The organism is Arthrobacter sp. B0427-1-12 (genome assembly GCF_059092905.1).
Genome location: NZ_JBNHIC010000025.1, coordinates 39308 through 59856, shown reverse-complemented (window position 1 = coordinate 59856; position 20549 = coordinate 39308). Strand labels below are relative to the sequence as shown.

The 20549-nt window shown below is 65.5% G+C and carries 20 protein-coding genes and 2 tRNA genes; 13 read left to right on the top strand and 9 right to left on the bottom strand.

Annotated elements, in window-relative coordinates:
- Positions 1–7 precede the first annotated feature (7 nt).
- Entirely contained in the window at positions 8–916 is a 909-nt protein-coding gene (locus AC5RWU_RS15225) for an acyl-CoA thioesterase (protein WP_494032625.1), read from the bottom strand.
- 209 nt (positions 917–1125) lie between these two features.
- On the opposite strand from AC5RWU_RS15225, the gene AC5RWU_RS15220 reads away from it, so the two are divergent.
- On the top strand, positions 1126–1689 hold the full coding sequence (locus AC5RWU_RS15220) for an acyl-CoA thioesterase (RefSeq protein WP_494032626.1): 564 nt from the start codon (positions 1126–1128) through the stop codon (positions 1687–1689).
- Entirely contained in the window at positions 1686–2366 is a 681-nt protein-coding gene (locus tag AC5RWU_RS15215) for a DUF8185 domain-containing protein (RefSeq protein WP_494037053.1), read from the top strand. Before AC5RWU_RS15220 ends, AC5RWU_RS15215 begins: the two co-directional genes overlap by 4 nt.
- Positions 2367–2410: 44 nt before the next feature.
- On the opposite strand, the gene AC5RWU_RS15210 is transcribed toward AC5RWU_RS15215, so the two are convergent.
- From AC5RWU_RS15210 to pepN, 4 genes are all read right to left on the bottom strand, one after another.
- On the bottom strand, positions 2411–2905 hold the full coding sequence (locus tag AC5RWU_RS15210) for a globin (RefSeq protein WP_494032628.1): 495 nt from the start codon (positions 2903–2905) through the stop codon (positions 2411–2413).
- Positions 2902–3579 carry a mechanosensitive ion channel family protein gene (locus AC5RWU_RS15205; RefSeq protein WP_494032629.1) on the bottom strand — a complete coding sequence of 226 codons (678 nt, stop codon included), beginning with the start codon at positions 3577–3579 and terminating at the stop codon, positions 2902–2904. The genes AC5RWU_RS15210 and AC5RWU_RS15205 overlap by 4 nt, the downstream gene beginning before the upstream one ends.
- 99 nt (positions 3580–3678) lie before the next feature.
- Positions 3679–4152 carry an OsmC family protein gene (locus AC5RWU_RS15200; RefSeq protein WP_494032630.1) on the bottom strand — a complete coding sequence of 158 codons (474 nt, stop codon included), beginning with the start codon at positions 4150–4152 and terminating at the stop codon, positions 3679–3681.
- The gene (pepN, locus tag AC5RWU_RS15195) at positions 4149–6704 is read right to left on the bottom strand and encodes an aminopeptidase N (RefSeq protein WP_494032642.1); all 2556 of its coding nucleotides are present in this window, start codon (positions 6702–6704) and stop codon (positions 4149–4151) included. The genes AC5RWU_RS15200 and pepN overlap by 4 nt, the downstream gene beginning before the upstream one ends.
- Before the next feature lie 155 nt (positions 6705–6859).
- Here pepN and AC5RWU_RS15190 point away from each other — a divergent pair, with 155 nt between their 5' ends.
- Genes AC5RWU_RS15190 through AC5RWU_RS15180 form a run of 3 tightly spaced genes read left to right on the top strand, consistent with a single transcriptional unit; the run spans position 6860 to position 9293 of the window.
- Positions 6860–7834, top strand: coding sequence for a hypothetical protein (locus AC5RWU_RS15190; protein WP_494037052.1), 975 nt, complete (start codon positions 6860–6862; stop codon positions 7832–7834).
- A gap of 43 nt (positions 7835–7877) precedes the next feature.
- On the top strand, positions 7878–8354 hold the full coding sequence (locus tag AC5RWU_RS15185; RefSeq protein ID WP_494032632.1) for a ribose-5-phosphate isomerase: 477 nt from the start codon (positions 7878–7880) through the stop codon (positions 8352–8354).
- 24 nt (positions 8355–8378) lie between these two features.
- Positions 8379–9293, top strand: coding sequence for an Fpg/Nei family DNA glycosylase (locus tag AC5RWU_RS15180; RefSeq protein WP_494032633.1), 915 nt, complete (start codon positions 8379–8381; stop codon positions 9291–9293).
- A 49-nt stretch (positions 9294–9342) separates the two neighbouring features.
- Here AC5RWU_RS15180 and AC5RWU_RS15175 read toward each other — a convergent pair whose 3' ends face one another.
- Together AC5RWU_RS15175 and AC5RWU_RS15170 are read right to left on the bottom strand one after the other, a co-directional pair.
- Positions 9343–9873: a Fur family transcriptional regulator gene (locus AC5RWU_RS15175; RefSeq protein ID WP_494032634.1), complete on the bottom strand. Its 531-nt coding sequence runs from the start codon at positions 9871–9873 to the stop codon at positions 9343–9345.
- Between the two features lie 197 nt (positions 9874–10070).
- Positions 10071–10144 (bottom strand) — tRNA-Gly (locus AC5RWU_RS15170).
- 111 nt (positions 10145–10255) lie between these two features.
- Here AC5RWU_RS15170 and AC5RWU_RS15165 point away from each other — a divergent pair.
- The 7 genes from AC5RWU_RS15165 (at position 10256) to AC5RWU_RS15135 (ending at position 16308) form a co-directional block, all read left to right on the top strand.
- Positions 10256–10328, top strand: a tRNA-Pro gene (locus AC5RWU_RS15165).
- Positions 10329–10381: 53 nt separating this feature from the next.
- On the top strand, positions 10382–11800 hold the full coding sequence (gene tig / locus AC5RWU_RS15160) for a trigger factor (RefSeq protein ID WP_494032635.1): 1419 nt from the start codon (positions 10382–10384) through the stop codon (positions 11798–11800).
- A 220-nt stretch (positions 11801–12020) separates the two neighbouring features.
- On the top strand, positions 12021–12629 hold the full coding sequence (locus AC5RWU_RS15155) for an ATP-dependent Clp protease proteolytic subunit (RefSeq protein ID WP_494032643.1): 609 nt from the start codon (positions 12021–12023) through the stop codon (positions 12627–12629).
- Between the two features lie 28 nt (positions 12630–12657).
- The gene (locus AC5RWU_RS15150; protein WP_494032636.1) at positions 12658–13329 is read left to right on the top strand and encodes an ATP-dependent Clp protease proteolytic subunit; all 672 of its coding nucleotides are present in this window, start codon (positions 12658–12660) and stop codon (positions 13327–13329) included.
- A 207-nt stretch (positions 13330–13536) separates the two neighbouring features.
- Positions 13537–14823, top strand: coding sequence for an ATP-dependent Clp protease ATP-binding subunit ClpX (gene clpX, locus AC5RWU_RS15145; protein WP_494032637.1), 1287 nt, complete (start codon positions 13537–13539; stop codon positions 14821–14823).
- Between the two features lie 129 nt (positions 14824–14952).
- The gene (locus AC5RWU_RS15140) at positions 14953–15648 is read left to right on the top strand and encodes an RDD family protein (protein ID WP_494032638.1); all 696 of its coding nucleotides are present in this window, start codon (positions 14953–14955) and stop codon (positions 15646–15648) included.
- 39 nt (positions 15649–15687) lie between these two features.
- A complete protein-coding gene (locus AC5RWU_RS15135) occupies positions 15688–16308 on the top strand; it encodes a mycothiol-dependent nitroreductase Rv2466c family protein (protein WP_494032639.1) in 621 nt (206 codons plus the stop codon).
- A 333-nt stretch (positions 16309–16641) separates the two neighbouring features.
- Here the strand turns inward: AC5RWU_RS15135 and AC5RWU_RS15130 are convergent, their stop codons facing one another.
- Positions 16642–17097: a DoxX family membrane protein gene (locus AC5RWU_RS15130; RefSeq protein ID WP_494032640.1), complete on the bottom strand. Its 456-nt coding sequence runs from the start codon at positions 17095–17097 to the stop codon at positions 16642–16644.
- A 93-nt stretch (positions 17098–17190) separates the two neighbouring features.
- Here AC5RWU_RS15130 and AC5RWU_RS15125 point away from each other — a divergent pair, with 93 nt between their 5' ends.
- The gene (locus AC5RWU_RS15125) at positions 17191–17910 is read left to right on the top strand and encodes a helix-turn-helix transcriptional regulator (protein ID WP_494037051.1); all 720 of its coding nucleotides are present in this window, start codon (positions 17191–17193) and stop codon (positions 17908–17910) included.
- On the opposite strand, the gene valS is transcribed toward AC5RWU_RS15125, so the two are convergent.
- Positions 17907–20549, bottom strand: coding sequence for a valine--tRNA ligase (valS, locus tag AC5RWU_RS15120; RefSeq protein ID WP_494032272.1), 2643 nt, complete (start codon positions 20547–20549; stop codon positions 17907–17909). The genes AC5RWU_RS15125 and valS overlap by 4 nt on opposite strands.

Below are 20549 nucleotides of genomic sequence, written 5' to 3'. Positions count from 1 at the left end.
ACTCTCGTCAGTCCGCGGCAGCAAGCACTTCGTCGGGGACGCGCAGCATCCCCTCCTGTGCCACGCTGGCAATCAGTGTGCCGTCGCGGCTGAACATCCGGCCCATACCCAGTCCGCGCGCTCCGGAGGCGCTGGGGGAGGACTGGACGTACAGCAGCCACTGGTCGGCCCGGACCGGCCGGTGCCACCACATGGCATGGTCCAGGCTCGCAACGCTCATCCCGGCAGTCCGCCAGCTCATGCCGTGCGGCCGCAGGTTCGACTCCAGCAGCGTGTAGTCGCTGGCGTAGGCCAGCGCCGCGCGGTGGATGTTCTCATCGTCCGGCAGTGGACCGAAGGTCTTCATCCAGACGGCGTTGACCGGCTCCGTCTCTGTCCCGGGCTGCAGGTACAGGGGAGACGTGATGTGCCGGATATCGAAGGTCCGCTGTGAGGCGACGGCACGCGCGGCCGGGTGGTCGATTCCGGCGAGCAGTTCCGCGGCCGTCGGAAGGCTCTCCGGATCCGGCAGGCCGGCGGGCATCCGGTCCTGGTGCTCGATGCCCGCGGCAGGAACCTGGAAGGACGCGATCATCGACAGGATCGGGACGCCGTTCTGGTAGGCGTGGGTGCGGCGGGCGGAAAAGGACCGGCCGTCCCGGAGGCGTTCGACCGCGAAGGTGATCGGCTGGTCGGCGTCCCCGGGACGGAGGAAGTAACCATGCATGGAATGGATCATCCGGTCCGCGCCGACGGTCCGCATGCCGGCGACGATGGACTGGGCCAGTACCTGCCCGCCGAACACACGCTGGTGGGGCTGCTTCTGGGAGAGGCCGACGTAGAGGTCCTCCTCGGTGCTGGCTCCATCCGCATCGCTGAGATCGAGAAGCCTGAGCAGCTGCTCGGTCGGGTCGATGATCTCTTCGGCCACCGTCACTTTCAGGCTCCTTGCTGCGACACGTCGCTGTTGTACTGACCGGTGATGCGCCTTTGCCCCACTGCAGCCACCGGCGCGGGACTATCTCGACCTTAGACGCCCGGCTCCCTTGCCTCAACCGCGGCTCCGATCGAATACTCGACCGCGCCCAACGGCGGCAGGAGCCAGGGGAGTCGTGGGAGGGCAGCGGTTTTGAGAAGATGGTCAGCATGGCTTCCGTTGTACAGATACCCCTGCAGATCCGCTTTGGCGACATAGACTCCAATGGCCACGTCAACAACGTCACCTACGCCGCCTACCTGGAGACCGCCCGCGTGCAGCTGACCCACCTAGCCCTGGGGGCTGCCGCCGGTGAAGGGGCGCAGGCCAACCAGACCCTGTCCGAGCTGATGGGGGAGGAGAATTTCATGCTGGTCGGCTGGCAGGAGATCGAATATCTGGCCCCGCTGCTGTTCCGCATCGAGCCGATCTACATCAACGTCTGGGTGACGGCCATCGGCGGCTCAAGCTACGAACTGAGCTACACGGTCGGTGAGGAGGACGATTCGGTCATCTACTGTCATGCCAGCACCGGTATGGTGCTCGTCAACCGGAAGAGCGGGCGCCCGGTGCGGCTGTCGCCGCAGATCCGCCATGCGCTGCGCAGTTGGTCCGGCGATCCGCTGCCCTTCCGCCGCCGGCCGGTATCCGCGCCAAGGCCGGAGGAAGCGGCAGGGCCGGAGGAAACGGCAACACCGGCAGAGTCAGCGGCAACCGGGGAGGCCGGGGCATGAGTGGCGCCATCACCGAAGCCAGCGAACTGATCCTCGCGGATCCGCAGGTGACCACGGACCTGCGGACCTACGTCTCCCGGGCCCGGGCCGCGGACGACGGCGCCATCCGCCTTCAGGCCGCTGGTGCGGTCCTTGCCGCGTATGTGTGTATCCTTCGGCCACGGTCGCTGGGCGAGGCAACCCCGACGGTCCTTGGACTGCGGACGATGCCGCTGGGTCGTTCCCTGGGCACCTCGGTCGTTGACACGACCGTTTCCCTGGCCTCGGTGGCCGACCGGCTGGCCCGGATGGCGGGGGACGACGTCGTACTCTCCCTGCCGCCCGCGGCGGTGAACGAAAGCTGGGCGGGCGTGACGCCGCCCCGGACGGGGTGGGAGCGCAGCGGTACCGTCGACGCTTCGGTCCTGCAGCAGGCAGCGCGGGACGGAATCCGGGACGTGGCCGAGGCCGTGCCCGCCAGTCCCGGGGCGCTGGTGGTCAACACCGCCCGAAGTGCCGTGTGGAGCCGGCCGGTGCCCGGCACGTCTGCTGTGCTTCCCGCCGGAGCCGCCTTTGCCGCGATGACGCTCGGCTTCCTGGACCCGGACGCGCCTTCCGCAGTCTTCCGCAACGGGCGGTGGACCCGGCTGAGCAGTTCGCGCGGGCACGTGCTGGTCCGGTCGGCCGCCGTGCTCTGACGGCGGCCGACCCGGCCGGCCGACCCGGCCGCGGGCCCGCGGCCTCAGGCTGAGTTGACCATGGAATGCGCTGCGCGCTCCAGGTAGTCCCAGAGCGTCGCCTCGTGCAGCGGCGACAGTTCCGCCGCCTCCACGCCCTTGCGCATATGCGCCAGCCAGCGGTCGCGCGCCTCGAAGTCCACCCGGAACGGTGCATGGCGCATGCGCAGCCGCGGGTGGCCGCGTTCCTCGGCGTAGGTCCGCGGGCCGCCCCAGTACTGCTCCAGGAACATGAGCATCCGCCGCTTCGCCGGTCCCAGGTCTTCGTCCGGATACATCGGGCGGAGGACCTCGTCCTGGGCGATGCCGTCATAGAAGACGTCCACGATCTTCACGAACGTGTCGTGTCCGCCCACGGCTTCATAGAAGTTGTCGGTGTAGTCCGGCTGGTCGAACCGCGGTCCCACGGGCGTGAGCCGGGCGATCGGCTCGCCGAAGCGGGAGGCGATGGGGATTCCGGCTGGTGAGCCGGATCCGCTGGAGGGTTCGTGGGTGGTCATTCTGCGGCCTTTTCACTGCTGGCGGGGACGGGCTCCCGATCACCGGTATCAACGTCCGGCTTGGGCTGGAAATTTCCCTGCGACCTGTTGCCGACGCGCAGGATCTCGCCGTTGCGCAGGTACCAGATGACGCCTTCTTCATCCACCACCCGGGTTACCCTCAGCCCCACCGACTCCACGCGGCCGATCACCTCGCTGGTTTCGATGATGTCGCCGATGCCGTACTGATCCTCGATGGTGATGAAGATCCCGGACAGGAAGTCGCGGATCAACTGCTGGGCGCCGAAACCGATCGCCACGCCGGCGATACCCACACTGGCCAGCAGGGGCGCGATGGGCAGCCCGAAGATCTCCATGGTGGAAATGATCACGATCGCCGAAACGACGACGCTGACCACACTGCGCAGCAGCGACCCGACGGTCTCGGCCCGCTGCACCCGGCGGGCGGCCTCGAAGGGGCGCATCACCGGCTTGGCCCACCGGAACAGCGGCTTCTTCAGGACGCCGTAGCCGTTCTTGACGCGTTCGGTGATGCGGCCGATTATGAAGCGGGCAACCAGCCAGAAGAGCAAGCCGACGCCGATGACCACCGCGGCCTCGACCAGCTGGCTGCCGAGCTTTTCGCCGCTGTCGCTGAGGTCCTCAATCGTTTCAAAGGTCTGCAGGGATAACATCTGTTCCTTTCGCAAGCGGTAACCAGCGTACCGCTGGGCGGGCAGAGCGGGGCGGAAGCAGTCGGTGGAGGCCGTTGGCGGAAACCATCGGCTTTACAGTCAGGCGACGGCAGTCTCCGGCTCATGCCGCACCGGGAAGTTGACCGACCGGGCGATGAAGCAGACCTGGTTGGCGTCACGGTGCAGCCGCTCGGCCAGCCCAGCCTGCGCCGGATCCGTGATGACCACCCGCGGGTGAAGCGTCACCGAGGTGAATTCGCCACTGCCGTCCCGGTTCAGCCGCAGGGTGCCTTCGGCGCGGTCCGTGTAGTCCGTGACGACGACGCCGTTCTTCACCGCCACGTGCAGGTAGGACAACATATGGCACTGGGCGAGGGCGGTGAGCAGCAACTGTTCCGGGTTCCAGCGGTCCTTGTCCCCGTGGAAGGTCGGGTCCGCCGTGCCCTGCAGGTCCGGCAGGCCTTCGGCCTTGATCACATGGTCCCTTCCGTAGCCCCGGTACGACGACGTGCCGGCGCCTCGATTGCCGGTCCATTCCAGGGCCACGGCGTACCGGTGCTCGGAAAGATTCACCGGTCCGCTGCCTGGGCCTTCAGGGCGCGCACGATGCCGTCCCGGTTTTCCAGCACCAGCCTGCGCAGGGCCGGAGTCCGGTCGGCCAGGCCCGCGAGGAAAGCGTCGGTCTTCTCGATGGTGGCCTGGGTCGTCAGCTGCGACGGGTACAGCCCCACCACGATCTGCTGGGCGATCTCATGCGTCCGGCTTGACCAAATGTCCTCCACCGCCGCGAAATACCTGTCCGCATAGGGCTCGAGCAAGGCCGTGTCGTGCACGCGGTTGAAGCCCGAGATGATGGACTGCTGGATCGCGTTGGGCAGCTTGCCGCTGACGACGACGGCTTCCCAGGCAGCGGACTTGGCTTCCGCCGTCGGAACGGCGGCTTTGGCAAGGGCGGCTGCGCGCTGGCCGGTCGCAGTTGCATCACGCTTGAGTTCGGCGTCGATCTCCGCCTGGCCGAAGCGCCCGCCGGCCACCAGGGCCGTCAGCAGTTCCCAGCGCAGATCCGTGTCAACGGTGAGGCCCTCCAGGGTCGTTTCGCCGGACAGCAGCAGCTCAACGGTGTCCAGCTGCCGGGCGGAACGGGACTGGCCGGCGAAGGCCTTGACGAACTGCAGCTGCGCATCGGAGCCGGCCTGGGCTGCCCGGCTTAGGTCCCACAGCGTATCGGCAGTGGCGATCGTGATTCCGGTGCGGTCCGCCGGGGCAATGTAGAACATCAGCGTCGAGGCCAACTGGCGCAGCAGCACCTGGACGACGGAGGAATCCGTTTCGTGGGCGATGTTCCGCAGCACCAGTTCGACGTAGCCGCGGGCGGGGGTTTCGCCGTCGCGGGCCGCGTCCCAGGACGAGGCCCAGACGAGGGCGCGGGGCAGGGACTCGGCGAAGTCCTTCAGGTGCCGCTTGGCGGTCGCCAGCGAGGAATCGTCCAGGCGGACCTTCGCGTAGGCCAGGTCATCATCGTTGAGCAGGACCAGATCCGGGCATTCCAAGCCAACCAGCTCCGGAACTTCGGTCCGTTCCCCGTCGACATCGAGTTCGATGCGGTGGTTCCGCACCAGCTTGCCGGACTCGTCATCCACGTCGTAGAAGCCGATGGCCACCCGATGCGGACGGATGATGGGGTAGTCCGCCGGGGCGCTCTGCAGCACGTGGAAGGAGGTGATGACCTCGCCGCCGTCGACCGTGATCTCCGGGCGCAGGGTATTGACGCCGGCGGTTTCCAGCCAGAGCGCGGACCATTGCTTCAGATCGCGGCCACTGGCCGCTTCCAGCTCGCCCAGCAGGTCGGCCAGCTCGGTGTTTTGCCAGGCATGCTTGCCGAAGTATTCACGGACCCCGGCCATGAATTGTTCCTGGCCCACCCACGCCACCAGTTGCTTGAGCACGGAGGCACCCTTGGCGTAGGTAATGCCGTCGAAATTCACCTGGACATCTTCCAGGTCATTGATCTCGGCGACGATTGGGTGCGTGGTGGGGAGCTGGTCCTGCCGGTAGGCCCAGGATTTCTCCAGCGAGGCAAAAGTGGTCCAGGCATTGCGGTACACGGTGTTCTCGGCTGCGGCGAGGGTGGACATGAACTCGGCGAAGGATTCATTGAGCCACAGATCATTCCACCACCGCATCGTGACCAGGTCGCCGAACCACATGTGGGCCAGTTCGTGCAGGATGGTGATGGCGCGCCGTTCCACGGTGGCCTCGGGCACCTTCGAGCGGAAGACGTAGTTTTCCAGGAACGTGACCGCCCCGGCGTTCTCCATCGCGCCCGCATTGAATTCGGGAACGAACAGCTGGTCGTACTTTTGGAACGGATAGGGCAGACCGAACTGTTTTTCGTAGAACTCGAAGCCCTGGCGGGTGAGCGTGAAGATGTTCTCCGCATCAAGATGCTCCATCAGCGATTTGCGCGCGAAGACCCCCAGCGGGATGGTCCTGCCGTCCGAACTTGTCAGTTCGCTGCGGACCGACTGGTACGGTCCGGCAATGAGTGCGGTGACATAGGAGGACAGCACCGGCGTGGGGTCGAAGGACCAGGTGGCCCGAGCACTGCCGTCGGCGGCGGAACCGGCGTCCACCGGTTCGGGGGTCGGCGAGTTGGAGATGACGTCCCAGTGCGACGGCGCGGTCACGGTGAAGCGGAACGTCGCCTTCAGGTCGGGCTGTTCGAAGACCGCGAACACGCGGCGGGAATCCGGAACCTCGAACTGCGTGTAGAGGTAGACCTCGTTGTCCACGGGGTCAACGAAGCGATGCAGTCCTTCACCGGTGTTCATGTAGAAGGCATCAGCGTCCACGACCAGCTCGTTCGAGGCGGCGAGATTCGGCAGCTGGATGCGTACGCCGTCGGATACCTCTGCCGGATCCAGCTCGACGCCGTTCAGCGTTACCCGGCGTACCGTGGCCGTGACGGCATCGATGAAGGTGGAAGCACCTGCCGCCGCGCTGAACCTGACCACCGTGGTGGATCCGAAGACCGTCCCGCCCCGGGTCAGATCAAGATTCACGTCATAGGATTCGACGTTCAGCAGCGCGGCACGTTCACGGGCCTCGGCCCGGGTCAGGTTCAAACCTGGCAAGGTGGTACCTCCAAAGTCGGATAGCGATTCTCCGCGACCGGTCGTGGACTAGCAGCGGTTTTGCCATTCTCTCACTCCGGCCGCCGATGCCAAGTCAGCCGAGGCCGGTCATTGCCTCCCCCGTCGCCGGGGGAGACGATGGGCAGGTGATCGAAGCGTACAAGCCTGTTTTCGATATCCGGACGTTGGTGTTCGCCGCCGGATTTCCGCTCCTGCTCACCGTGGCCTTCATTCTTGCCGCCGTGGGGTTGCGGGCGGAACTTCCTGAGCCGCTGATGCTCGATGCTGCCCTGGCCGGCGGCCGGACGTCCTTCGGCGGCTACGTTGCCGCGGGTGCGGTCCATATCTGGGCCATCGGGTTCGTGCTGCTGGCGCTCGGAGCGCTCCACTATCCGCCGGCACCGACGCGGCGCTTCCTCATGGGCCTGGGCATCTGCGCCGCGTTGTACACCTCGGCCCGGTTCACCTCGGGCCTGCTGGGCCAGCGCGGCCTGGCCGAGGCCGCTGCCGCACCCCTGGACCAGACGGCGCTGGGCATGGGGACCGGGGCGGCGGTGGCGCTGGGCATCATCATGGCCTTCGCCTACAAGCCGATGACACCGGAGCGCGTCGGCTATTTCGTGGACCAGCCTCCGCCGGAACCGGCCGACGTCAAACTCGCCGCCACCGGCGACGTCATGACCATGCGCATCAAGGCCGGCCCCCGGACCTACCGCGCGGTCGCCGCCCTGACCCTGGCCGCCGCGGCCATCAGCGTCCTGGCTGCCTGGTGGCTGGCCGCCGTTGCTGTCGTGATCGGGCTGGCGACGGTGAGCCTGGTCAGCGCCCGGGTGGTCACCCGGCCCCGGGGGGTCAGCGTCTATGCCGGCGGCTTCCTGCGGGTGCTGTTCCTCCCGATGGAGGAGATCGATTCGGCCCGGACCGGAACAATCCAGCCACTACAGTACGGCGGCTGGGGATACCGTATCTCACCGGAATCCACCGCGTTCGTGACCGCGGAGGGCTCCTCGGTGGTCCTGGACGTGAACGGCAATGCGGTGGTGATCAGCGGCTCAACGCCCCTCGATGCGAAAGTGATGGCCGGCCTGGTCAACGGCTACACCGTCCTGAATTCCCAGTAGGCTGGTCTGCGGCATTACCCACCCGCAGCAGAACGGACCTTCAATGCGCGTACACATCGGAACCGACCACGCCGGCATGGAGCTGAGCGCCCACCTCATCAAGCACCTTGCCGCCAAGGGCTACGACGTCGTCGACCATGGACCGCAGGAGTACGACGCCGAGGACGACTACCCGGCCTTTTGCATCGACGCGGCCAAGGCGGTCGTGGCGGACCAGGAAGCCGGCATTGAAGCCCTTGGGATCGTGCTGGGCGGGTCCGGCAACGGTGAGCAGATCGCCGCGAACAAAGTCCGGGGTGTGCGGGCGGCACTGGTCTGGAACCGCGACACGGCCAAGCTCGCGCGCCAGCACAACGACGCCAACGTCGTAGCCGTGGGCGGCCGCCAGCACAGCGTCGACGAGGCAACGGCACTGATCGAGGCCTTCCTGGCCGAGCCGTTCAGCGGGGCGGAGCGGCACAGCCGCCGCATCGCCCAGATCGCCGAGTTCGAGTCCACCGGCACCATTGCCGGCAAATAGTCCGTTCCACAGAGGTAGTCCACCGTGCCTGAAGGGCATTCAATCCACCGCCTGAAAAGGCAATTCGATTCCGTGTTCGGCGGCCGGCGCCTGTCCGTGAGCAGTCCCCAAGGGCGCTTCACAGCCGGGGCCGCCCGCCTCGACGGCCAGATCTTCACCGGAAGCCTGGCGCACGGCAAACAGCTGTTCCTGCGGTTCGACAACGAGCTCTACCTGCGGGTCCATCTGGGTCTCTACGGCGCCTGGGACTTCGGCGGCGACGAGACCTTCCGCGGCGCTTCCAGCATCGGGGCACCGCGACGGATCGGCGAACGCGAAATCAAGGACGACGGCGGCACGTCGCCGAAGGCGGCACGCCTCGCCTCCGCCGCCGGGTACGCCGGGCCGCCGGATCCGGTGGGTGCCGTCCGGGTCCGGCTGGTCTCCGACCATGGCTGGGCGGACCTGCGCGGTCCCACGGCCTGCGAAGTCATCACTGGCAGCGGGCTGGCCGCCGTCATCGGCCGGCTGGGCCCGGATCCGCTCCGCCCGGAGTCGGACCCGGCCGAGTTTGTCCGCCGCGTCCGCACGAAGGGCAGCCCGATCGGCCAGCTGCTGATGAACCAGGAAGTCATCGCCGGCGTGGGCAATATCTACCGGGCGGAGACGCTGTTCCGGCAGGGCATCGACCCCTGGCTGCCGGGGAAGAGCCTGGGGGAGCAGAAGGTGCTGGCCATGTGGGCGGATGTCGTCAGCCTGATGGAGGACGGGGTCCGGGACGGGCGCATCGTCACCACCGCACCGCGGGACAGGGGCAACCCGGCGGGACCGGCGTCGACCGCGGACGCGCATTACGTGTACAACCGCGCCGGACTCGGGTGCCGCTGGTGCGCAGCTCCGGTGGCCCTGGCCCAGATGGCGGCCCGCAAGCTCTACTGGTGCCCCGGCTGCCAGAACTGACGGGCGCACGCAGGCGGATGATCAGCTCAGAACCATCAGCTCCGGAGCGTCAGACAGGGGCGCTGCTGCCGTTTGCCGCCTTCCCGCCGGTGCAGACGGCGCAGATGCCGCGCAGCAGGACCTGGGCCGACTCGATGACGGCGCCGGGCGCCCCGGCCTGCAGGATGCCGTCCAGTTGCTGGCCGCCCGGCACATCGCTCAGCTGGCCGCAGATCCGGCACAGCAGGTGGTGATGGTCCTCGCGGCGGACTTCGTAGAGCGTGGTGCCCGGACCGGCGTCGACTACCTGGACCAGGCCGACGTCGACCAGGGCCTTGAGGGCGTTGTAGACGCTGGTGCGCGGCAGGCCAGGCCCGGCGTCGGTGATCGCGCCGGCGATTTCATCGGCGGAATGGTGGCCGCCAAGCCGCTCAAGAGTCTGGTAGACCAGCAGCCGGGGACCGGTCACGCGCAGTCCCTCGGCGCGAAGCCGCCCGCTGAGTTCGTCGATGGAGCGCACCGGGCCCTGCTGTCTGGCGTCTGGCTGCGCCGTCTCCCAGGCGGGCAACGTGTGGCGCTCCGGGCGATGATCGCTGTTCATGGGCTAGGCCTCTCGGCGGTCGGCGGCGGTCGGCGGCGGTCGGAGATGAAGTCGCGCTGTTGGGCGGCACGAAGTTTAGACAGTATCCAAATATGGACTACGTCCAAATAGTAACGTCCGCCACCTGCATCCACTAAGACGGCTGCACCGGCCGGCACAGCAAAAAGGGCTTCCACATCAGTGGAAGCCCTTGGCTGTGGAGGGGATGACGGGAATCGAACCCGCGTAATCAGTTTGGAAGACTGAGGCTCTACCATTGAGCTACATCCCCGCAAAAAGTCCTCATCCGTGATCAGGACGGATATAACTACACCACACCGGGGGCGGGTGCTGTCAAATGTGCGTGCGCGCGGAATTGTGACGTAGACTAGCCTGTGCACTACGGGGCGTAGCGTAGTGGCTAGCGCGCCTGCTTTGGGAGCAGGAGATCGCAGGTTCGAGTCCTGTCGCCCCGACTCTGTATTTCCAGTGCAGAACCCATCCCATATTCGATCAGGAGTACTACGCTGTGAAGAGCGCTGTCGAAAACCTCACCCCGACGAGGGTGAAGCTCAACGTCGAGGTTCCCTTCGAGGAACTGAAGCCAGGTATCGATGAGGCTTACAAGACGATTGCTTCCCAGGTGCAGGTTCCAGGGTTCCGCAAGGGCAAAGTTCCCAGCAGGATCATCGATCAGCGCGTCGGACGCGGATACGTTATCGAGACTGCCATCAACGAAGGACTGAACGGCTTCTTCCAGTCCGCCGTCCAGGAAGCCGGCATCCGCCCGCTGAGCCGCCCCGAGGTCGAAATCACCGAGGTTCCGGATCCGGCCGCGACCGACGGCCAGCTCGTCTTCAGCGCCGAACTGGATATCCGTCCCGAGATCGAGCTGCCCGACTACTCCGGCCTCGAGGTCACTGTCGAAGCCTCGGAGGGCTCCGACGCCGACGTGGACAAGGCCCTTGACGACCTGCGCGGCCGCTTCGGCACGCTGAAGACCGTCGATCGTCCCGCCGCGGACCAGGACTTCATCACCATGGACATGAGCGCCAAGATCGGCGACGAAGAGGTGGATTCCGCAACCGGCCTTTCCTACCAGGTCGGCGCAGGCACCATGCTCGAAGGCCTCGACGAAGCCGTCACCGGCCTGAGCGCCGAGGAATCGGCCATTTTCGAGACCAAGCTCGCCGGCGGCGAGCACGCCGGCGAAGACGCCCAGGTCACGGTCGTCGTTACCGCCGTCAAGGAGCGCGAGCTGCCCGTGGCGGATGACGATTTCGCCCAGCTGGCCAGCGAGTTCGACACCATCGCCGAACTCCGCGAGGACCTGGCGAAGAAGGTTGCCGAGTCCAAGGTTGTCGAGCAGGGCGTCGAGGCCCGCGACAAGGTCCTGGACAAGCTGGTGGAACTGATCGAGGTTCCCGTCCCCGACTCCGTGGTCGAAGAGCAGCTGGAACAGCACTTCAACCCGGCCAACAGCCACGGCGAGGGCGAGCACGACACTGAGGAACACCGTGAAGAGGTGCGCGAAAACACCAAGCGGGCCTTCAAGAACGAGATCATCCTCGACGCCGTTGCCGACAAGGAAGAGATCGGTGTCAGCCAGAACGAGCTGATCGACTACATCGTGTCCACCGCCAGCCAGTACGGCATGGATCCGAACCAGTTCGCCCAGATCCTCGACCAGAGCGGCCAGGTGCCGATGATGGTTTCCGAGGTCCGCCGCCGCAAGGCGCTGGCCAAGGTGCTGGAGCTGGCCAAGGTGACCGACACCAACGGCAGCGAGGTCGACCTGAGCGACTTCGTCCGTCCGGGCGGCGAAGAGGAAGCTCCCGCCGGGGAAACCGCCGAAGCGGCCCAGGGCGAAGAGACCCAGCCTGAAGAAGCCCAGGCTGAGGCGGCCCAGGCCGAAGGCGCCGAGGACGAGGCCGCAGCCAAGTCCTAGCCATGAGCATGGGCAAAGGCCGTCAGCACAGTGCTGGCGGCCTTTGCTGCATCCTGCGCCCCCGCTGGTGCGCCGTCAGCGAACAGGCCCCGAAAGGGGAGCAAAAGCGGACGGGATCGGGTTAGTGTCCAAGGAGAGATAAACGGCCGGGCGGTTCGCGTGGGCGCGCCGGGCCAGAGCGAGAGGTCATTCAATGTCAAACGAACCTGCCACTCCAATGATGGCGACTGTGGAAGCCGCCAGCCGGGATGACTACATCTACAACCGGCTGCTCAAGGAGCGGATCATTTGGCTCGGCTCCGAGGTGCGTGATGAGAACGCCAACGCGATTTGTTCCCAGCTGCTGCTGCTCTCCGCTGAGGACCCGGAAAAGGATATCTACCTCTACATCAACTCTCCGGGCGGATCCGTGACGGCCGGCATGGCCATTTATGACACGATGCAGTTCATCCCGAACGATGTGGTGACTGTGGCAACCGGCCTGGCCGCGTCGATGGGACAGTTCCTGCTCTCCTCCGGCACCAAGGGCAAGCGCTATGCAACCCCGCACGCCCGCATCCTGATGCACCAGCCCTCCGGCGGCATCGGCGGCACCGCCTCGGATATCCGTATCCAGGCGGAGCTGATCCTGCACATGAAGCAGGTCATGGCGGAACTGACTGCGCAGCAGACCGGACAAACCGTGGACAAGATCCTCAAGGACAACGACCGCGACAAGTGGTTCACCGCAGAGGAAGGGCTGGAGTACGGGTTCTTTGACAAGATCTCGGCACACGCGGGCTCGGTGTCCGGCGGCGGCGGAACGCAGAACTCCAGCAAGAACGCATAGCCACAGATTTCCATCAGGAGTTAGTGAAATGAACTACAATTTCGGTTCCACCGCCGGCAGCCTCGCTGCGAACATGCCCTCCAGCCGTTACGTGCTCCCGCAGTTCGAAGAGCGTACCCCGTATGGCTTCAAGCGGCAGGATCCCTACACCAAGCTGTTTGAAGACCGGATCATCTTCCTGGGTGTCCAGGTCGATGATGCCTCGGCCGACGACGTCATGGCGCAGCTGCTGGTTCTGGAGTCCACCGATCCCGACCGCGACATCACGATCTACATCAACTCCCCGGGTGGCTCCTTCACCGCGATGACTGCGATCTACGACACGATGCAGTACATCCGTCCGGAGATCCAGACGGTTTGCCTGGGCCAGGCCGCCAGCGCGGCCGCGGTGCTGCTGGCCGCAGGAGCGCCCGGCAAGCGGGTTGCGCTGCCCAACGCGCGCGTCCTGATCCACCAGCCGGCACTGGCCGGCGGCGACCGCGGCCAGGCCACCGACCTGGCTATCCAGGCAGACGAGGTCATGCGCATGCGGACCTGGCTGGAGGACACGCTGGCCAAGCACTCGGGACGCACAGCAGCCCAGATCAACACGGACATCGAACGGGACAAGATCCTGACCGCAGAGGACGCCAAGGCCTACGGCCTGATCGACGAGGTTCTTTCACCGCGCAAGATCAAGACGCCGGCCATCAAGAGTTAGCTGGTAGGGTAACGGTCTAGCATCAGTTTGCTGTTGGACCGCTGCGCCCCGCGGTTGCGTAGTCCCGTTACGTAATCCTTGGCCTGCGGGGCGCAGGTTGCTGTTCCTCGGCAAAAACTGACCTACAGTAGAAATAGTCGAATCCGCTGTGGTTGTCCGGGGCGCGGTTCCACTACGAAATGCAACAACCAGTTAGGGGTTTCGCTCATGGCTCGCATAGGTGAGAGCACGGACCTGCTCAAGTGCTCTTTCTGTGGCAAAAGCCAGAAGCAGGTGCGCAAGCTGATCGCGGGCCCCGGGGTCTATATTTGCGACGAGTGCATCGACCTGTGCAACGAGATCATCGAAGAGGAACTCTCCGAGGTCGCGGACCTTGGCAGCTTCGAGCTACCCAAGCCGCGGGAGATCTTCGACTTCCTGCAGGAATATGTCATCGGGCAGGAACCAGCCAAGCGGTCCCTCGCAGTTGCCGTCTACAACCACTACAAGCGGATCCAGGCCGGCCACGCACCGAAGTCGGGAACCCTCTCCGACGGCGGCAGCGAGGATGTGGAGATTGCCAAGTCGAACATCCTCCTCATCGGCCCAACCGGCTGTGGAAAGACCTATCTGGCACAGACCCTTGCCCGGCGCCTCAACGTTCCGTTCGCGGTCGCTGATGCCACGGCTCTTACGGAAGCCGGCTATGTCGGCGAGGACGTCGAGAATATCCTGCTGAAGCTCATCCAGGCCGCGGACTACGACGTCAAGAAGGCTGAGCAGGGCATCATCTACATTGACGAGATCGACAAGATTTCGCGCAAGAGCGAGAACCCGTCGATTACCCGCGATGTTTCCGGTGAAGGCGTCCAGCAGGCGCTGCTGAAGATCCTCGAAGGAACCGTCGCTTCCGTTCCCCCCCAAGGTGGGCGCAAGCACCCGCACCAGGAATTCATCCAGATCGACACGACGAACGTGCTGTTCATCGTAGCCGGCGCGTTTGCCGGGCTGGAGGAGATCATTGGCTCCCGCTCCGGCAAGAAGGGCATCGGTTTCGGCGCTCCGCTCAGTGCCCTGAAGAAGGAGGAGAGCAGCTACGGTGACGTCATGCCGGAAGACCTGCTCAAGTTCGGCCTGATCCCCGAATTCATCGGCCGCCTTCCGGTCATCACGACCGTGTCCAACCTCGACCGCTCCGCGCTGATCCAGATCCTGACCGAGCCGAAGAACGCCCTGATCAAGCAGTACCAGAAGATGTTCCGGCTGGACGGCGTCGAGTTGTCCTTCGACAAGGACGCGCTGGAAGCGATCGCCGACCAGGCGCTCGAGCGCGGCACCGGCGCCCGCGGATTGAGGGCCATCCTGGAGGAAGTACTGCTTCCGGTGATGTTCGATCTGCCCAGCCGCGAAGACATCGCCGCCGTAGTCATCAGTGCTGATGTGGTCAACAAGCTGGCCGAACCGACGCTGATCTCCCACGATGTAGTGGCCAAACGCCGCAACAAGTCCGCCTGATATCCGAATCCGCCGCCGGCTGCGACGCTGCCCGGAAGGCACATAGTTCGTCCGCCCGCGCACGGCCTGCGTCCGGCGATGGTTGATGCTTGATGGGCCTGCAGGTTTCGTTGCATTGGAAGGATCCGTATGTCCGACTATCCACATCCGCCCGGCTCCGGCAACCCGCGCGGGAACGACGAAGCACAGCAGCGTCCCGGCCAGCGGTACGGCCAGCAGCAGTACGGCCAGAACCAGTACGCCCAGCCCGGCTATGTGAACTACGCAGGCGGCCCGGCCTATCATCCTGCGCTCCAGGGCGCGGCCCCCACCGGTGCCGGAACGCAGATCGGCGCTCAGCTCGTCGAGTGGGTGATCCTCTCGGTGCCCGCAACGCTCGTCGTTGTCCTGTCCATGATTCCGATGTTCAGCGCGATTGCGTCCGTGGCCACCACATCGAGCAACCAGCTGACGGACAGCCAGGCGGCCGAACTGTTAGGCGCAGCCTTCTTGTCCTTCGGCATCGCGGCCGTACTGTCGATCGCCGTCGGCATCTTTTTCTGGTGGTGGCTGGCTGTCAAAGGGAAGTCGATCGGCTACGCCATCTTCGGCCTGCGCCTGGTGTCCGCAGAGACCGGCCAGCCGCTCGGCTGGGGGAAGATTTTCCTGCGCTTCCTGGTTGTGTATGTCGTCGGCGTGGTGACAGCCGGCATCGGCAACATCCTCTTTCTCCTGTCCCCGCTGTTCGACAGCACGTCCGGCTGGTACCAGGCGTGGCAGGACAAGATGTTCGGCGCTGTGGTGATCAACCATAAGCAGGGCCGTGACACCTATGCGGGGCAGTAGCCCCAGCTGCCCGCGGCGCGATTGAAAGGAAACAGAACTATGACGCAAACAGGTTCCGTACAGGGTAAGGCGGACTTCTGGTTCGATCCGGTGTGTCCTTTCGCCTGGATTACCTCCCGCTGGATCGGCGAGGTCGAGCAGGTGCGGGATATTTCCGTGGACTGGCACGTCATGAGCCTGTCGGTCCTGAATGAAGGGCGGGACCTGCCGGAGGATTACCGCGCACTGATGGACCGCGCCTGGGGTCCGGTACGGGTCATCATCGCGGCCAGTGAACTGCACGGTCCGCAGTTCGTGAAGAAGCTCTACGATGCCATGGGCAACCGCATCCACCCAGGCGGTTACGAGGATCTCGACCTGGTCATCAAGGAGGCACTCGATGAGGTCGGCTTGCCGGCGGAGCTGGCCGGCTACGCCACGGGCACGGAGTATGATGCCCAGCTGCGTGCCTCCCACCAGCAGGCCATCGACAAGGTGGGGGACGACGTCGGAACTCCCGTTGTCGCATTCAACGGCACCGCTTTCTTCGGCCCGGTGCTGACGCGTATTCCGCGCGGAGAGGACGCCGGCCGGATTTTCGACGGCGCGCTGGCCCTGGCGGAGTTCCCCGAATTCTTCGAGCTCAAGCGTTCCCGGACGTCAAGCCCGCAGTTCGACTAGTTTTCACGGCCCGCAGTGAGCGGTGCCGCAAGGGGCCGGCGCGGAATGAAAATTTCCTGCGCCGACCCCTTGTATGTCCGCGGTGCGGGAGCAACAATAGATATACGCATTCCGTAAGGAATGCGCAAACGAACACCAAAGATTCAGAGATTAGAAGTGGATTCGTCCACTTGCACCAGTCGGTGACGCGACAGGAAGACCTGAAGATCTGAGGAGTTCGCGATAGACCCAGGATCGTCACACCTGGATCGAAAAGTCGAAGCCCCTCCAACGGCAATACGCTGAAGGGGCTTCCCCTTTTTAATCCTTCTGCCTCAGCCGGTTTGTTTCTCCTCAATCGGCCGCGTTCCGCCGCCGCGGGCCATAGGCGGTGGCCAGCCGGAACAGTGCCAGTGCCGCCACGAGCAGGCCGAAGTCGCGCAGCGCTACATCGAAGAAGCTGCCCAGGACCAGGAAGTTGGTGATGATGCCGGCCAGCCAAAGGGCTACGACCAATGCACCCCATTTCGGCCTCACCAGCACCAACAGGCCGGCAATGATCTCAACCGCACCGACAATGTACATGAAGGTCTGGGGCTGAATCGGCACAATCTGGGTGGCCAGCGGCGCCAGGTACTGGGTCCAGTCCGTCAGCAGGTTCGTGAACTTGTCCAATCCGAAAAGGATCGGAGCGACGACAAAGACTGTTCGCAGCAGGTGGTAGGCCTGCAGGGTCGGTGATGCAGCCGCCGTACCGCCATGCGTGCGGTGCATCAGGCGCTGCGGAATCCGTTGTGAGAAGGTTGACATTTCCCTCACCCTTTCTAAAATCTTGTAAGTTTGATTTTAGAAGCGTGGGATACTTTAAGCAATGGTCTTTGTTTTTAGAGATGGGTCGATGCGATGAGCATTCCGAGGCGGCGGGCGATTTCCGCCGTGCGCAGCCTGGACGATCCTGCGCGGCGCACCCTATACGCCTTTGTGCGCAGGAGCGAGGCAGCGGTGAGCCGGGATGATGCGGCGGCTGCGCTTGGCATGCCCCGCAGTACCGCGTCATTCCACCTGGACAAGCTGGTCCAGGAGGGCCTGCTGGCGGTGGAGTTCCGTAAACTGGGCGGCAGGAAGGGCCCGGGCTCGGGGAGGCCGTCCAAGCTGTACCGCCCGTCCGAGAGCGAGATTGCCGTTTCGGTTCCCCAGCGGCGCTACGATCTGGCCGCCGAACTCATGGCGGCAGCCATCGAGGAAACCATGCGGACCGGCGGTAACGTGCAGGCGGCCATGGAGCGCCTGGCGCACGACGCTGGCGTCACGCTGGGGCAGGAAGCGGAAGATCTGATTGCCGCGCTGGAGGCGAACGGGTACGAACCCATACCGCGCGAAGACGGCGGCTACATGCTGGGCAACTGCCCGTTCCACCGTCTTTCCCGCAACCATTCGGAGGTTGTCTGTGCTTTGAATGCCGGGTTGCTGCAGGGTGCGGTTGAAGGCTCCGGCGATTCGGCGCATTTGGTGGTCCCCGACCCGGACGGGCCCCACTGCTGCGCCCGCCTGGAGCCGCGCCGGTCCGGAGCAACGGCTCCGGACCGGCGCAGCCGGGGAGGTGCGGCAGAACCTGCAGGCTAGGCCTTGGCCGGTTCCTCCGGCGCGGCCAGCTCAACGGCGGTGACAGTGAGCTCGCCGTCGGCTTCGACCAGATTCAGTTCCCTGGCATTGCCGGCGGCCTTCAGGTCGCCCAGGCCGGCCTTCAGCTGCTGGAGCACGTCGGCGGGAGCATTGATGGTCGCGGTCAGGACCTCCGTGCGCTGCTTGACCTTGGCCTCGGACTTGGCCTTGCGGATGCCGCCGAGTGCCTGGCCCACGGAAGCGAGCATGGCGGTATCGGCGCCGGCAGCCACCGGGGCCAGGACCGCCGCCGTCGGCCACTGCGCCCGGTGGACGGAACCGGCACGCCACCAGCTCCAGACCTCCTCGGTGGCGAAGGGCAGGAACGGGGCGAAGAGCCGCAGCAGCGCGTCGAGGGTGGTGGCCAGGGCGGCCAGGACGGAGGCCTGCTCGGCCTCGCCGGCGGCGCCGTAGGCGCGGTCCTTGATCAGCTCGACATAGTCATCGGTGAACGACCAGAAAAAGCTTTCGGTGATCTGCAGGGCCCGGGCGTAGTCATAGCCTTCGAAGGCCTTGGTGGACTGTTCGACCACCTCGGCAAGCTGTGCGAGCAGGGCCAGATCCAGGGGATTGGTGACCACTGTTGCATTGGCGGCCGTGAGCACCGAATCCGCGGTGGCCCCGAGGTTCAGTACAAACTTCGACGCATTGAGCAGCTTGATGGCCAGACGCCGGCCGATCTTCATCTGGCCGATTTCGTAGGCGGTGTCCGCGCCCAGCTTGGCGGAGGCCGCCCAGTAGCGCACGGCATCGGAGCCGTATTCGTTCAGGACATCGGTCGGGACGACCACGTTGCCCTTGGACTTGGACATCTTCTTGCGGTCCGGGTCCAGGATCCAGCCGGAAATCGCGGCGTGGTTCCACGGCGCCGTCTTCTGGAGGGCATCGCCGCGGACCACCGAGGAGAACAGCCAGGTCCGGATGATGTCGTGCCCCTGCGGGCGCAGATCGAACGGGAAGACCTTGCCGAAGAGTTCCTCGTCGCGGCCCCAGCCGCCGACGATCTGCGGGGTGAGCGAGGAGGTTGCCCATGTATCCAGGACATCCGGATCGCCGGTGAAGCCGCCGGGCTGGTTGCGCTGGGATTCCTCGAAGCCCGGTGCGGGTTCGCCCGCGGGGTCGACCGGCAGCATCCCGTCGGAGGGCAGGATGGGGTTGTCGTAGTCCGGGTTCCCGGAGGCATCGATCGGGTACCAGACCGGAATCGGCACGCCGAAGAACCGCTGGCGGGAGATCAGCCAGTCGCCGTTGAGCCCCTCGACCCAGTTCTCGTAGCGGGACCGCATGAACGCCGGGTGGAAATCGATGTCCCGGCCGCGGGACACCAGGCGCTCCCGGCGGTCCGTGTCCCGGCCGCCGTTGCGGATGTACCACTGCCGGCTGGTGACGACCTCGAGCGGCTTGTCGCCCTTCTCGTAGAAGTTCACCGGGTGCACGATCGGTTTGGGCTCGCCGTCCAGTTCGCCGCTGGCGCGCAGCAGTTCCACGACCGCTTCCTTGGCGCTGAAGACGGTCTTGCCGGCAATCGCCGCGTAGTTTTCGGCGGCCGCGGCGCCCTGGATCCATTCCGGTGTTTCGCCGATGATCCGGCCGTCGCGGCCCACGATCGCCCGGGTCGGCAGGTTCAGTTCACGCCACCAGGTCACGTCGGTCAGGTCGCCGAAGGTACAGATCATGGCGATGCCCGTACCCTTGTCCGGCTTGGCCAGCGGATGGGCCATGACTGGGACCTCCACGCCGTACAGCGGTGAGGTGACGGTCTGGCCGAACAGCGGCTGATAGCGCTCGTCGTCGGGATGGGCCACCAGGGCCACGCACGCTGCCAGCAGTTCGGGCCGGGTAGTTTCGATGAAGACCTTGCGGCCGTCATGCCGGTGGAAGCTGATGCGGTGGTAGGCGCCCGGACGCTCGCGGTCCTCGAGTTCAGCCTGGGCGACGGCGGTGCGGAAGGTGACGTCCCAGAGGGTCGGGGCCTCGGACATGTAGGCGTCCCCGGCGGCCAGGTTCGCCAGGAAGGCGCGCTGGCTCACGGCCCGCGAGGTGCTGTCGATGGTGCGGTAGGTCAGGTCCCAGTCGACCGACAGGCCCAGGGTGCTGAACAGGTCCTCGAAGACCTTCTCATCCTCGACAGCCAGTTCCTCGCACAGTTCAATGAAGTTGCGGCGGGAAACCTGGTCGAAGTCGCGCTCGTTCTTCGCCGGCGTGGCCGGCGGGCGGTAGTCCGGGTTGTAAGGCAGGGAGGGATCGCAGCGGACGCCGAAGTAGTTCTGCACACGGCGTTCGGTGGGCAGGCCGTTGTCATCCCAGCCCATCGGATAGAACACATTCTTGCCGCTCATCCGCTGGTAGCGGGCCAGCACGTCGGTCTGCGTGTAGGAGAACATGTGGCCGACGTGGAGCGAGCCGGAAGCCGTCGGCGGGGGAGTGTCGATGGAGTAGACCTCGGACCGGGTCGTCTTCGGGTTGAACTTGTAGGTGCCGTCCTGGCGCCAGCGCCGGGTGAGGGCAGCCTCGAGTCCCTCAAGCGCCGGCTTTTCGGGCACGGAAACGGTCACGGATTCGGAAGCGGGCGTGTCTGTGCCCGGGTTCTGTTCAGCCAT

Excerpts from the sequence above, each read along its gene's own strand:
- AC5RWU_RS15125 (WP_494037051.1), top strand. The coding sequence starts at position 17,191 with ATGAGCATTCCGAGGCGGCGGGCGATTTCCGCCGTGCGCAGCCTGGAC.
- AC5RWU_RS15185 (WP_494032632.1), top strand. The coding sequence starts at position 7,878 with ATGCGCGTACACATCGGAACCGACCACGCCGGCATGGAGCTGAGCGCC.
- AC5RWU_RS15205 (WP_494032629.1), bottom strand. The coding sequence starts at position 3,579 with ATGTTATCCCTGCAGACCTTTGAAACGATTGAGGACCTCAGCGACAGC.
- AC5RWU_RS15210 (WP_494032628.1), bottom strand. The coding sequence starts at position 2,905 with ATGACCACCCACGAACCCTCCAGCGGATCCGGCTCACCAGCCGGAATC.
- AC5RWU_RS15215 (WP_494037053.1), top strand. The coding sequence starts at position 1,686 with ATGAGTGGCGCCATCACCGAAGCCAGCGAACTGATCCTCGCGGATCCG.
- AC5RWU_RS15135 (WP_494032639.1), top strand. The coding sequence starts at position 15,688 with ATGACGCAAACAGGTTCCGTACAGGGTAAGGCGGACTTCTGGTTCGAT.
- clpX (WP_494032637.1), top strand. The coding sequence starts at position 13,537 with ATGGCTCGCATAGGTGAGAGCACGGACCTGCTCAAGTGCTCTTTCTGT.
- AC5RWU_RS15155 (WP_494032643.1), top strand. The coding sequence starts at position 12,021 with ATGGCGACTGTGGAAGCCGCCAGCCGGGATGACTACATCTACAACCGG.
- valS (WP_494032272.1), bottom strand. The coding sequence starts at position 20,549 with ATGGCTGAACAGAACCCGGGCACAGACACGCCCGCTTCCGAATCCGTG.
- AC5RWU_RS15130 (WP_494032640.1), bottom strand. The coding sequence starts at position 17,097 with ATGTCAACCTTCTCACAACGGATTCCGCAGCGCCTGATGCACCGCACG.
- AC5RWU_RS15220 (WP_494032626.1), top strand. The coding sequence starts at position 1,126 with ATGGCTTCCGTTGTACAGATACCCCTGCAGATCCGCTTTGGCGACATA.
- AC5RWU_RS15175 (WP_494032634.1), bottom strand. The coding sequence starts at position 9,873 with ATGAACAGCGATCATCGCCCGGAGCGCCACACGTTGCCCGCCTGGGAG.
- AC5RWU_RS15140 (WP_494032638.1), top strand. The coding sequence starts at position 14,953 with ATGTCCGACTATCCACATCCGCCCGGCTCCGGCAACCCGCGCGGGAAC.
- AC5RWU_RS15150 (WP_494032636.1), top strand. The coding sequence starts at position 12,658 with ATGAACTACAATTTCGGTTCCACCGCCGGCAGCCTCGCTGCGAACATG.